The sequence below is a fragment of the Streptomyces sp. MP131-18 genome (assembly GCF_001984575.1).
GTDB lineage: Bacteria > Actinomycetota > Actinomycetes > Streptomycetales > Streptomycetaceae > Streptomyces > Streptomyces johnsoniae.
In genome coordinates this window covers 2,480,773-2,492,299 of the sequence record NZ_LZNS01000001.1, presented here as the reverse complement: position 1 = coordinate 2,492,299, position 11,527 = coordinate 2,480,773, and the positions used below count along the sequence as shown (strand labels likewise).

Genomic DNA, 11,527 nt, shown 5'->3' with positions numbered 1-11,527 from the left:
GGGCCCGTCTTCGAAAGGACTGTCCGGCTCGCGACGACCGGCATCCCTCCCCCAGGCCCTGGGGGCCTGGGAGGTGCCCCCAGGCTGCGTTGCCGAATCACCCAAGTACTCCCCCGGACTCCTTCCCCGGATTTTGTCCAGGAGGTACCTCCCTGGGGGCACCTCCCAGACGAAGTCCGGGGGAGCACGAGGGCAATCCGGCGCCTCGCCGGAGAGGCGCCATCCGCCGCTCACTGATCGGACGCCCCTTCGAAGGAGGACCCTGAGGTCACGGGCGCGGGGAATGACCCGGCCCCCGGCCCGGTGCCGCGGTGCGCGGTCCGGGCCGGGGGCCGACCCCCTTGCCCCCCTTTCCGGGAGGGAACCGGAAAGGCTTCCGGGTGGACACGGGGGAGTCCGGCGGGCGCGCCGCGGTGTGTCCGCGCCGCGCCCGTGGCTCAGGTGGCGGGCAGCCGTCCCGAGCCCGCCACGCCGGCGTACCAGCGGGCGCTCGCCTTCGGCGTGCGCCGGAGCGTGTCGAAGTCCACGTGCACCACGCCGAAGCGCTTGCTGTACCCGTAGGCCCATTCGAAGTTGTCCAGCAGCGACCACAGGAAGTAGCCGCGGATGTCGACGCCCTGCTCGATCGAACGGTGGACGGCGTCGAGGTGGCCGTGCAGGTAGGAGATCCGCTCCGGGTCGTGCACGACGCCCGCCGCGTCCATCTTGTCGTCGAACGCGGCGCCGTTCTCGGTGATGTAGAGCGGCAGGTTCGGCAGCTCGCCGTGGAAGCGCTGGAGCAGCTCGGACAGGCCGGTCGGGTCGACGACCCAGCCCATGTCCGTGCGCTCGCCGGGCGCGAGGTGGAACTCCACGTCCTCGGAGCCCACCCACGGGGAGTGCGTGGCCGAGCCGTGGCCGTCGTTGCGCTTGGCCTGCGAGCCGCCCGTCGGCGCGGAGACCACCGACGGCGTGTAGTAGTTCAGGCCGAGGAAGTCCAGCGGCTGGTGGATCGTGGCCTCGTCGCCCGCGCGCAGGAACGACCAGTCGCTGACGCGCGCGGTGTCCTGCCGCAGGTCCTCGGGGTAGCTGCCGTGCAGCAGCGGGCCGGAGAAGATGCGGGTCTGGAGCGCGTCGATGCGGCGCGCCGCGTCCACGTCGGCCGGTGCGTCGGTGCGCGGGCGGGCGACCACCGGGTTGAGCGTGACGCCGATCTCGGCGTTGCGCGGCAGGGCGGCGCGGAGCGCCTGGACACCGAGTCCGTGCGCGAGGTTCAGGTGGTGCGCCGCCTTGAGCACGCTCTCCGGCTCGGTACGCCCCGGGGCGTGCACGCCCGAGCCATAGCCGAGGAACGCGCTGCAGAACGGCTCGTTCAGCGTCGTCCACATGGCCACCCGGTCGCCCAGCGCCTCGCCGACGATCTGCGCGTACTCCGCGAACCGTTCGGCGGTCTCCCGCTCCGGCCACCCGCCCGAGTCCTCCAGGTCCTGCGGCAGGTCCCAGTGGTACAGGGTGATCGCCGGCGTGATCCCGCGCTCCAGCAGGCCGTCGGCGAGGGCGCGGTAGAAGTCGAGCCCGCGCTGCACCGCGGGGCCGCGCCCGGTGGGCTGGACGCGTGACCACGACACCGAGAACCGGTAGGCGCCGAGGCCGAGTTCGGCCATGAGGCCGATGTCCTCCTGCCAGCGGTGGTAGTGGTCGCAGGCCACGTCCCCCGTGTCCCCTGCGTGCACCTTCCCGGGGGTCCGGCTGAAGGTGTCCCAGATCGAGGGGGTGCGGCCGTCCTCACGGGCCGCACCTTCGATCTGGTAGCTCGCGGTGGCCGAGCCCCACAGGAAGTCGGGTGGAAAGACCCGGGGTTGTTTTTCAGTCATGGAAGCGCTCCCATTCTTGCTCGTAGAGAGGGTATCGAACCGCGCGCGACGGGGTGCTCAGCCCTTGAGTGCACCGTGCATGATGCCGCCCACGATCTGCTTGCCGAACAGCACGAACGCGATGAGCAGGGGGAGCGTGCCGAGCAGTGCGCCGGCCATGATCACCCCTTGGTCGGGGACATAGCCCTGTCCCAGGCCCGTGAGCGCGACCTGCACGGTCGGGTTCTGCTGGGTGAGCGCGATCATTGGCCAGAAGAACTCGTTCCAGGCCAGCACGAAGGTGAGCATGCCGAGCACCGCCATGGCCGGGCGGGCGGCGGGGAAGACGACGTGCCACACGACGCGCAGGCTGTTGGAGCCGTCGACTCTGGCGGCCTCGATCAGCTCGGTCGGCAGGGCCTGCACGAGGTACTGCCGCATGAAGAAGACGCCGAAGGCGCTCACCATCATCGGCAGGATCACGGCCTGGAGGTGGTTGCTCCACTCCAGTTCCGCGACGGCCATGAACATCGGCACCACCGTGAGCTGCGGCGGGACCATCATGGTGCCGATGACCAGCAGCATCAGTACGTTCTTCGCGCGGAACCTGAGCTTGGCGAAGGCGAAGCCGGCCAGCGTCGCGAACAGCACGGTCGAGACGGTGATGGTGCTCGCGACGAAGATCGTGTTGATCATCGCCTTGCCGAGATTGGCGTCCTCCCAGGCCCTCTCCAGGTTGGTGAACAGCCGGCCGCCGAACCAGAAGGGCGGCGTGGCCTCCGACAGCCGGGCCTTGCTGTGCGAGGCGGCGATGGCGGAGTACACCAGCGGGACGATGGACCCGAGGGCGAAGACCGCCAGGATGGTGTAGGTGAGCCAGCCGCCGTGCAGATGCCCGCCCGCGGCGCCCGCCTTGGCCCGGCGCGCCCTGCGGCCCCGTTCGGGACCGCCCGCCGTGGCCGCATCCTGCGGAGCCGGCTGGGTGTTGACAACGGCCATCATTCCTCCTCGCCGCTGCTGCGGCTGACCCATCGGGTGACCACCCAGTAGATGATTCCGATGATGATGAGCAGCAGGAACATCGTCCAGGCGATGGCCGCCGCCCGGCCGAGATGCCTGTTGATCCAGCCCATCTCGTACATGTAGAGGCCGAGCGTCTGGTACTGGTTCTGGGTGCCGCCGGACGGGTCGCCCGCGAACAGCAGCGGCTCGCCGAACAGCTGGGTGGCGCCGATCGTGGACACGACGACGGTGAACAGGATCGTCGGCCGCAGCGACGGCAGCGTGATGTGGATGAACTGCTTCCACCGGGACGCCCCGTCGAGGGCGGCCGACTCGTAGAGGTCGTTCGGAACGGCCTGCATCGCGGCGAGGTAGATCAGCGTGTTGTAGCCGGTCCAGCGCCAGATGACGATGGTCGACACGGCGAACTGGGAGGACCAGGTGCCCGCCTGCCAGTCCACGCGGTCAATCCCGATCAGATCCAGAGCCCAGTTGATCACGCCGTAGTCGCGGCCGTAGAGCATCGCGAACACGAGCGTCGCGGCGGCGATCGAGGTGGCGTACGGCGTGAGGATCGCGACGCGGAAGAACATGCTGCCGCGCAGCCGGTAGTTGAGCAGGTGGGCGAGGCCGAGCGCCATCAGCAGCTGCGGCACCGTGGAGATGATGCCGATGGTGAAGGTGTTGCGCAGGGCCTTCCAGAAGAACTCGTCCTCCCACAGCCGCGTGAAGTTCTCGAAGCCCACCCACTCCATCTCGTTGGGGGTGAGCATCGACGCGCTGTGCAGCGCGGACCAGCCCGTGTAGAGGAGCGGGAAGAGGCCGAAGGCGGCGAAGAAGAGGAAGAACGGCGAGATGAACGCATACGGGCTGTACTTCAGATCCCAGCGGTAGCGCCGGGAGCGGCGCTCCGCGCGCCGCTGTTCCTTGGGGCCGGGCGCCGGGCGCGCTGTGCCGGACGCCGGTGGTGTCGGGCGCGGGGCCGCGCCCCCCTTCGCGGGGGGCGCGGCCTCTCGGTGTTCAGTGGTCATCGGCGAGTCCTGGTCATTCCGCTAGTGCGTTGTCCAGCGCGCTCACGACGCCGTCCCAGGCGCTGTCCGGGTCGTTGCCCTGCTGTTCGACCGTGACCAGACCGTTGGTGATCGATTCCTGAATGATCTGGTCGTTGGGGCCGATCGGCGTGGACGGGATCTCGGCGGCGGCCGTGGAGAGGATCTGGCCGATCTGGGTGCCGGGGAAGTACTCGTTCGTGGCGTTCTGGACTTCTTCCGTCTCCTGTGCCGTGGCGGAGCTCGGGAAGTTGCCCGCGTTGGCGAAGATCTTGGCCTGCTGCTCGGGGGCGGTCAGCCACTCGGCGAGGGCGACGGCCTCCTCCTTGTGCTCCGAAGCGTCCGTCACGCCGATGAACGAGCCGCCCCAGTTGGACGGTTCGGGCGAACGGGCCATGCTCCACACCCCGGCGCCCGCGTCACCCGCGTGCGACTGAATGGTCGTCAGCATCCAGGCGGGGCAGGCCGGCAGCGTCGCGAAGGCACCGTTGGCCAGGGCCCGCTCCCACTCGGGGGTGAACTGCTGCTGCTGGTCGGTCAGCCCGGCGTCCGCGACCTGGAGGGAGAGGTCCCAGGCGGTCTGCACGCCCTCGCTCTCCTGGTAGATGACCTCGCCCGCCTCGTTGGTGTAGCGCTCCTCGAAGGCGGAGACGACGGCGTTGAACATGCCGCCCGCCGAGTCGAGGTAGGCGACGTCGTCGGGCGCGTTCGCGGCGAAGTCCTCGCCGACCGCGATGTAGTCCTCCCAGCCGCCGGCGAACAGCTCGCTGACCGCCTCGCTCTCGGTGGGCAGCCCGGCCTGCTCGAAATAGTCCGTGCGGTAGCAGATGCCGGTCGGGCCGATGTCGGTGCCCAGACCGATGACCCGCCCGTCGGCGTCCGTCGCCTGGTCGATCTTCCACGGCACGAAGTGGCTGGTGTCCACGTCGTACTCGTTGAAGTCGACCCAGCGCGGGCTCAGTTCGCTGGTCATCTCGGCGATGTTGCCGACCTCGATGGCCTGGATGTCGGCGAGGCCGCTGTTCTGGCCGAGGCGCGTGCGGAGCTGGGCGATGTAGTCGGCGTTCTCCGTGGTGGAGTCCTGCTCGATCGTGATGTTCGGGTTGGCCTCCATGTATTCGTCGTACAGCCCGGCCTCTTCGTAACCGAACTGCCCGAACACACCGACTCTCAAAGTGATGTTGTCGTCATCACCGCCGCCGCCGTCGTCGTCGCTCGAACAGGCGCCGAGCAGCGCGGTCGCGAGAGTTGCGGTCAGACCGACCGCGACGGCTCTGGCCGCTCGGCGTCGCGGCCGGTTCGTGGTACGGGTGGTGTTGTGCATGACGTCGTCGTCCTCCTGGCGCACTGACGTTGCCTTCCCAGCCGGGTGGTTTCGACACGTGGGGGATAGGGGGCCTGGGCTCGGAACGTACGGTTCTATAGGGTTCCAGGAGCGTGGGAGCGCTCCCAGTTGTGATGGGTTGAAGGGTGTCCGAGTGCTCGCCGGGTGTCAAGGCGTAAAGCGGTCCGTCTCGGATTCCGTGATGTAGTTGGACCCTGGGGCGGAAACGGGAGGAAGCGATGGCGATGGCAAGGCGCGGCACGGGCCGCGATGGAAGACCGACACTTGAACAAGTCGCGGCACGGGCGGGGGTGGGCCGTGGCACGGTGTCCCGCGTCATCAACGGATCACCAAGAGTAAGTGACAGGACGCGGACCGCGGTCGAGCAGGCCATTGCCGACCTGGGGTACGTACCGCACCGGGCGGCCAGGGCACTGGCCGCCAACAGGTCGGACGCCATCGCCCTGGTGGTGCCCGAGGCGGAGACCCGGCTGTTCGCCGAGCCGTTCTTCTCCGGCATTCTCCGCGGCGTCTCGGCGGAGCTGGCGGACACCGACATCCAGCTGCTGCTGACGCTGATAAGGACCCCGAAGGAGCGCACCAGGTTCGCCCAGTACGCCGCGAGCCACCGCGTCGACGGCGTGCTGCTGGTGTCCGTGCACGGCGACGATCCGCTGCCCGACCAGCTGGCGGATATGGGCCTGCCCGTGGTGATGACCGGCCGCAGGTCGGCCGACGAGCCGGTGCCGCACGTCGACTGCGACAACGTCGGCGGGGCCCAGCTCGCCGTGGAGCACCTGCTGGGCCGCGGGCGCAGCCGCGTCGCGACGATCACCGGGCCCGCCGACATGTACGTCGCCAGGTGCCGGCTCGACGGCTACCAGGAGGCGCTGCGCGCCGCCGGCCGCGAGCCGGCGGTGGAACTGGTGGGCCGCGGGGATTTCACCGAGGAGAGCGGACACGCGGCCATGCGCGAGCTGGTGGCGCGGCGCCCCGACCTGGACGCGGTGTTCTGCGCCTCCGACCTCATGGCGATCGGCGCCCGGCGCGCGCTGCGCGAGCTGGGGCGTTCGGTCCCCGACGACGTGGCGCTCGTCGGCTTCGACGACTCCGCGCTCGCCCGCCACCTGGACCCGCCGCTGACCAGCGTCCGGCAGCCCATGGAGGGCATGGGCCGGGCGATGACGCGGGCCCTGCTGGCCGAGATCTCCGACGGGGGAACTGACCGCCCCCGCCTGGTGCTCCCGACCGAGCTGGTGCGCCGCTCCTCGTCGTAGCCGCCGGGTCCTCAGTCCTCAGCCCTCAGCCCCGGCCCCCGGTGGTCAGTCCCGGCCCCCGGTGGTCAGTCCCGGCCCCCGGTGGTCAGTCCCGGCCCCCGGTGGTCAGCCCCGGCCCCCGGCGGGCCGGGGCCGGCGGTGGGCCGGTGCGGTGCCCGGGCCGGGCCCGTGTCGCGGTGCGCGCGCAGTAGGCGGACGGAGAACGGGCAGGACCTGCGGGGAAACGGGCGGGGCGGCGCCGGGGCGCGGGGCAGGGGGGCGCCGGGACGGCGGCGCGGAGGCGCGGCGCTGATCAGCGAGTTTTCCCCCGGCGCTCCGCGCGGCCGCGGCCGGGGGCCCCGTGGGTCCCGAGGAGCCGGCGGGCGGGCCCCGCCCGCCGGTGGCCGGATGGGGCGCGCGGCTGTCCGGTAACGCGCCGCTGACAGATCATCACCGAATGGTCATGCTGGTCCGGGCAGCGACGGAAGGAGCGCGCGCATGGGCAGGCGGCTGAGCTTCGCGGACACCGACTTCGGTGTCCAGGGCGTGGAGACGGAGCACGTCCTGGCGCGGCTCCGGGAGACGTGCCGGGCCGACGGGGTCGCGCAGGTGCAGGACTGGGCGGCCTGCGACGAGTTCGCGGGCGTGTTTGAGACGTCGGAGACGTTCGAGCACACGGCGTGGCGACTGGAGTCGCGCTGCCGGTATCAGGCGGCCGAGCAGAGCGCTGCCTACCAGCGGTTCGTCACCGGGCAGCGGACGGGCCCGGGGCCCGCGCCCGAGGAGCCGCGCGGCGCGGGCCGCAGGCGGCAGCCGGCGCTGGGCAGGCGGGTGGAGCGGGTGCGCGTCGTGGACGACCCGCCGACGCTGGGGCAGCTGTATCTGCTCGACGCCGCGCGGCGGAACGCGAGGGCGGGCGAGGACGTGCGGAATCTGTGGCGGGCGGACGCGGAGTGGCTGAAGCTGCCGGGCGAGGACTTCTGGCTGTTCGACTCCCGGGTCCTCGCGGTGCTGCGCTTCGACGACGCCGACCGGCTGACCGGCATCGAGGTGGTCACCGAGCCCCAGGAGGTGCTGCGCGCCTGCCAGGTGCGCGATGCGGCCTGGCATCACGCCGTCCCCTTCGAGGAGTTCGGCGCCCGGGTCCGCGCCTCGGACTGACGGCGCCGGAAGGCCCGCGGCGGGTGAGGACCGACGCCGTCAACTCCGTCAACTCCGTCAACTCCGTGCGGTACGGCCGGAATTCATCCGTGTGAGTGACGCTCCGGAGTGGTTCGTATAAATCTCCCGGGTATGGAGCCGGAGCATGGTTGACCCGTGCCGAAGTCCGGAGCGGGCCGGAAAACGGGCGTCCGGCGGCTCATACGACGCCCGTATCCGTTTGGTCACGCACGATGTAGTCGAATTGTGGCTCAGCTGGTTTCGCAACCCGGCCCCCCGAGCCCGTCCGGCGGTCTAGGGTCCGTGTCATGGTTGTTCGGCACCTGTGCGAACCGGGGGACTTGGACATCACCCGGCCGTTGCCCGGGCGGCCGGCCGTGGCGCAGCGCGTGACGGCCGTCGCCGTTTCGGAAGGGGTGGAGCGGGTCGCGGTCGCCACGGCCGCGCCCTGGTTCCCCGCGTTCGGTGAGCTGCTGGTGATCCAGCCGGGCGGGGAACGGCGGCCCGTGCGGCTCGGCGTGGCCAGACGCGCGCCCGGCGCGGTCGTGCGCGATCTGGTGTTCGGGCCCGGCGGGGCGGCGCTGACGGCCTCGCTCGGCGGGACCGAGGAGCACCACGTCGGGCAGGTCGCGCACTGGCGCCTGGCCGCCTCCGCGGAACGGTGGCGCCGCGCCATCAGCCGCCCGGTGTACGCCGGTTACGGCGATTTCGGCGGCGTACGGCTCGCGGTCAGCGGCGACGGCGAGACGATCGCGGGCTGCGACCAGAGCAGCCGCAGCGTGGTGGCCTGGGCCGCGCCCGACGGGCGGCAGCTCGCCGACCCGGTCGGTATCGGCGGCAGCGAGGCGGTCGCGGTGGACGCGGACGGCTCGCGCGTGGCGTTCCGGCTGTGCCGCCCGTACGAGCGGGCGCCGGGCGGCGGCATCGCGGTCCTGGACCTGCACGACGGCGGCATCACGACGTTCCGGACGGGCGTGAGCTGGTGTTCCGGGCTCGTCTTCGCGCCGGACGGGCGCTCGCTCGCCGTGGTCGGGGCGGCGGATGGCACGGCGCTCGCCGTGCGCGTCGCGCTGGACGAGGGCGAGGTGGTCCGGCGGGCGCTGGCCGAACTGCCGGGCGAGGCCAGGCAGCAGATAGTGCGGCCGGTGTGGGGCGCCGAGGGCCCGCGGGCCGCGATTCGCGCCGGCCGCACGGTGACGGTGTGGGATCTCGCCGACGGCAGATCGCTGCTCTCCGTCCCCGACCTGGGCCGTTCGACGGCCTGGGCGCTCAGCCCGGACGGCCGCGCGCTGGTCGTCGCAACCCCCGTCGAGGTGCGCGCGTACGACCTCGGCTGACGTGCGGAAGCAAGGAACGACGCGATGACAACGTTGCAAGTCCTGCTCGACGCCCGCCCGAGCCGGGCGGGCTGGCTGGAAATCTGCCACCTGCTCGAACAACTCGACGAGCGGCAGCTGGCCGAGGTCGCGCCGCGCGTGCTGCGCTGGCCGGCGGGACAGCGCCCGATGCCGGACATGTGGTGGGCCCAGTGGGTCGCGGGCGACGTCCGCCCGTGTCATGCGCTGGCCGGTACCCGCAGACTCGGCCGGCTCGACAGCGTCGAAACGGGCACGGTGCCGGTGCCGGTGGAGGACGACCGGGAGGACGGGGACAGCAGTCAGGGCGCGTACTTCTACAGCGGCGCGAGCGCCGTGGCCGCGGCCCCCGGGCTGCGCTGGCTCGCGCTGGCCGCCGCCGCGGAGTGGCACCACAACGGCGGGGACGTCGTGCGCTGGGACACCACGCGGGACGCGCCGCTGGTGTGGTTCCTCGGCGGCGGGGAGTACTACGACGAGGCGTACGACCTGGCCGTCAGCCCGGACGGCGGCACCGTGGTGACGGCCGTCGAGGGCGTGTGGCGGGCCTGGTCGGCGGCCACGGGCGAGCCGTTGTGGGAGGTGCGGCCGCATGTGGGCGCGGAGGACGCGCCCTGCTTCAGCCGCGACGACCTGGTCAGGTTCGCCTTCTCCGCGAACGGTGAACGGCTGGCCGTCGGCACCGGCAGCACCGATGTGGTCGCCGTCGTCGAGACCGGCACCGGCAAGGTGCTGCTGCACGTGCCCGAGGGGCAGGACGCGTTCGGCCCGGTCGCGCTGGACGCGGCCGGGCGGCTGCTGTTCCACGCGGGTCCCGCCGGCCGGGTCGTGGCACGCGACGTGGCCACGGGTCTGGTGCTGGCCACCGCGGAGACCGGGCTGACCGCCGTGGGCGCGCTGGCCGCGGCGCCGGACGGCGGCGCGGTGTTCGCGGTGGGCGGCGCCGTCGGCGGCGCCCCGGAGCAGGCCGGGCTCGCCACGTCCGCGCGCCCCGCCGCGCGGCTGCTCACGCTGCGCGCGCGGGCGGACGGCGCCGACTTCGCGCCGGGGGAGCTGCTGCGCCCGGACGGCTTCGCCGGGGAGCTCGACGCGGACTCGCCGGCCGCGGCCCTCACCACCCGTGCGGTGTGGACGGACGCCGGACCCTTCGCGTTCATCGGCGCGGACTTCGGCTCGCTGCTGTTCGACGGCCGCGGCCGGACGCTGTGGGCCGACCCCGCGGGCGCCACCGCCGCGTTCACACCGGACGGCAGCGCGCTCGTGGTGGTGCAGGAGGAGATCGATGCCTGGTTCCTGGCCGGGCTGGCGCCGCCGGGTGAGGTAGCCCCGCGGCCGCCGGAGCCGGGGCCGGGGCAGGTGCTGCTCACCGGCCTGCCGGCCACGCTCGCCGGCCGGCCCGCGTCCGATGCCGAGCCCGAACTTCCGCTGTCCCACTGGTCGGTGCCGCTGGCCGCGGTCGCCGACGACGCCCGCGCGCTCGCGTTCTGCGCCAAGCTCGACCGCGACTCCGCCGACCGCCCGCAGGTGCTGTGCCGCTGGCCGGAGGGCAGCGGGGGGCCGCCCGCGGTCAGCCTGCTGCCCGCCGTCGCGGACGCCGCCTACCTGACCGACCTGGCGTTCGGGCCGCGCGGCGACGTTCTGGTGCGGGCGCTGCTCGGCGAGGAGTCCTGCGTCGTGCTGAACGACGTGGCCACCGGCGAGACCCGCTGGCGGCACCCGCTGCCGCCCGCGGCGCCGCACGGCGAGGAGCGGCTGCGCCTCGCCTTCGGCGCGGACGGCGCCCGGCTCGCGCTGGCGCTGCACGGCCTCGGCCGCATCGTCGTGCTCGACGCGGCGACCGGCGACACCGTGCTCACCGTCACCGAGCCGGCCAGGTACGCCGAGCACTGGCGGCGGCTGCGGGTGGAGGCGGTGGCGCTGGACGCGGCGGGGCGGCGGGTCGCGTTCGGCGTGCGGGACGCGAGCAGCCGCGTCGTGGTGTGCGACGTCGGGACGGGCGAGGTACTGGGCCGCGCGGAGCCGGACGGGCTGCGGCAGATCACCGGCCTGTCCTTCGCCCCGGACGGCTCGGCGCTGGCCGTGGCCGGCGCCACGGACCGCGGCCACGCCGCGCTGTGGCAGCTGCCGCCCGACGCGTCGGCGCCGGCCGGGCCCGCGCCGCGGACGGCGGTTCCTGACCTGCCGATGCACGACCAGCCGGACGGCAGTCTGGTCTGGCCGGCGGGCCGCGGGCCGCTCGCATACTTCCCCGGCAGCCACGGCTGGGGCGCCGTGTGGGACGCGGACAGCGGCACGGTGCTCGCGGAGCTGCCGTTCGGCCGCGCGGACGGCGGCGTCGCGCTGTCGCCCGACGGCGAAACCCTCGTCACCGTCACGCAGTTCGGGGTGCGCCGCTGGCCCCTGCGGGCGGCCGTGCCCGCACCGGCCTGACGGCCGCCGGCCGCGCGCGGCGCGTTCGTTTCCCGAACGGATGACGCACCGCGCCCCCGGTGCCGGCAGCGGCATCGGGGGCGGGTGCGTGGGGGGACCACCGGCGGGTGCCGGTCAT

At 72.9% G+C, this 11,527-nt stretch carries 8 protein-coding genes; 4 read left to right on the top strand and 4 right to left on the bottom strand.

The genetic code is table 11. The features are described 5' to 3' along the window. Window positions 1-437: 437 nt before the first annotated feature. The 4 genes from STBA_RS10855 to STBA_RS10840 are packed head-to-tail and all read right to left on the bottom strand — an operon-like array spanning window position 438 to window position 5,231. Window positions 438-1,853: a GH1 family beta-glucosidase gene (locus tag STBA_RS10855; protein WP_077059053.1), complete on the bottom strand. Its 1,416-nt coding sequence runs from the start codon at window positions 1,851-1,853 to the stop codon at window positions 438-440. A 57-nt stretch (window positions 1,854-1,910) separates the two neighbouring features. After that, on the bottom strand, window positions 1,911-2,831 hold the full coding sequence (locus STBA_RS10850) for a carbohydrate ABC transporter permease (protein WP_077059052.1): 921 nt from the start codon (window positions 2,829-2,831) through the stop codon (window positions 1,911-1,913). After that, the gene (locus STBA_RS10845) at window positions 2,831-3,865 is read right to left on the bottom strand and encodes a sugar ABC transporter permease (protein WP_077059051.1); all 1,035 of its coding nucleotides are present in this window, start codon (window positions 3,863-3,865) and stop codon (window positions 2,831-2,833) included. The genes STBA_RS10850 and STBA_RS10845 overlap by 1 nt, the downstream gene beginning before the upstream one ends. Window positions 3,866-3,878: 13 nt before the next feature. Next, window positions 3,879-5,231 (bottom strand): ABC transporter substrate-binding protein, encoded by a 1,353-nt coding sequence (locus STBA_RS10840; RefSeq protein WP_253194640.1) that lies wholly within the window; start codon window positions 5,229-5,231, stop codon window positions 3,879-3,881. A 215-nt stretch (window positions 5,232-5,446) separates the two neighbouring features. Between STBA_RS10840 and STBA_RS10835 the strand changes: the two genes are divergently transcribed. The 4 genes from STBA_RS10835 (at window position 5,447) to STBA_RS10820 (ending at window position 11,409) form a co-directional block, all read left to right on the top strand. Further along, window positions 5,447-6,484, top strand: a complete 1,038-nt coding sequence (locus STBA_RS10835; protein ID WP_077059050.1) for a LacI family DNA-binding transcriptional regulator — start codon at window positions 5,447-5,449, stop codon at window positions 6,482-6,484. A 477-nt stretch (window positions 6,485-6,961) separates the two neighbouring features. Then, window positions 6,962-7,624, top strand: coding sequence for a DUF6879 family protein (locus tag STBA_RS10830; protein ID WP_077059049.1), 663 nt, complete (start codon window positions 6,962-6,964; stop codon window positions 7,622-7,624). A gap of 308 nt (window positions 7,625-7,932) precedes the next feature. Further along, window positions 7,933-8,961 (top strand): hypothetical protein, encoded by a 1,029-nt coding sequence (locus STBA_RS37720; RefSeq protein WP_171987682.1) that lies wholly within the window; start codon window positions 7,933-7,935, stop codon window positions 8,959-8,961. Between the two features lie 24 nt (window positions 8,962-8,985). Continuing rightward, the gene (locus tag STBA_RS10820) at window positions 8,986-11,409 is read left to right on the top strand and encodes a PQQ-binding-like beta-propeller repeat protein (RefSeq protein WP_077059047.1); all 2,424 of its coding nucleotides are present in this window, start codon (window positions 8,986-8,988) and stop codon (window positions 11,407-11,409) included. The last annotated feature ends 118 nt before the right edge of the window (window positions 11,410-11,527 follow it).

Excerpts from the sequence above, each read along its gene's own strand:
- STBA_RS10855 (WP_077059053.1), bottom strand. The coding sequence starts at position 1,853 with ATGACTGAAAAACAACCCCGGGTCTTTCCACCCGACTTCCTGTGGGGC.
- STBA_RS10850 (WP_077059052.1), bottom strand. The coding sequence starts at position 2,831 with ATGGCCGTTGTCAACACCCAGCCGGCTCCGCAGGATGCGGCCACGGCG.
- STBA_RS10845 (WP_077059051.1), bottom strand. The coding sequence starts at position 3,865 with ATGACCACTGAACACCGAGAGGCCGCGCCCCCCGCGAAGGGGGGCGCG.
- STBA_RS10835 (WP_077059050.1), top strand. The coding sequence starts at position 5,447 with ATGGCGATGGCAAGGCGCGGCACGGGCCGCGATGGAAGACCGACACTT.
- STBA_RS10830 (WP_077059049.1), top strand. The coding sequence starts at position 6,962 with ATGGGCAGGCGGCTGAGCTTCGCGGACACCGACTTCGGTGTCCAGGGC.
- STBA_RS37720 (WP_171987682.1), top strand. The coding sequence starts at position 7,933 with ATGGTTGTTCGGCACCTGTGCGAACCGGGGGACTTGGACATCACCCGG.
- STBA_RS10820 (WP_077059047.1), top strand. The coding sequence starts at position 8,986 with ATGACAACGTTGCAAGTCCTGCTCGACGCCCGCCCGAGCCGGGCGGGC.